A 506-nucleotide genomic window follows, 5' to 3' on the forward strand; every position below is an offset into this window, starting at 1 on the left:
ATTGCGGGCCTGACGGTGAACCCGGGGGCGGTGAACTCGCTGTCGAACACGGTGAGCTTCACGACGGCGGCGACGGTGCCGACCACCAACCCCTACACCGTGAGCAGCACGGTGAGCAGCCCGACGGCCGACCCCATCCCCGGCGATAACACCGACGAGCAGCAAACGAGCGTGCGGCCGGCCGGTCCCGTGGCCGCCGACATCGTCAACAATGGCCGCGCCGCCAGCAATGCCGGCCAGGCGCCGCTTGGCAACACGGCCGGTCCGGTCAACATCACCTCGCTCACGGCCGCCCCCAACGGGACGGGCAATACCATCGTGGCCTACACGCTGCTGAGCCTGCCGGCCGTCGGCACGCTCTACGTCAATAACCTGGTGGTGAATGCGACCACCTTCCCTGGGCTGGTGCTCACGCCGGTCCAGGCCGCGCAGCTGAGCTACGACCCGGCGGCCGTCGGCGCGCAGGGCACGACGGCCCCGAGCACGCTCGACGCCGGCAACCAGTC

1 protein-coding gene is annotated in these 506 nt (G+C 70.4%); it reads left to right on the top strand.

Annotated features, from left to right (window positions below; all coding sequences use genetic code 11):
* Positions 1-506 (top strand): hypothetical protein (locus WX88_RS31225; protein WP_046247516.1); only part of this gene is annotated, 506 nt, incomplete at both ends.

The sequence above is a fragment of the Hymenobacter terrenus genome, from assembly GCF_000972495.1.
GTDB classification, from domain to species: Bacteria; Bacteroidota; Bacteroidia; order Cytophagales; family Hymenobacteraceae; genus Hymenobacter; species Hymenobacter terrenus.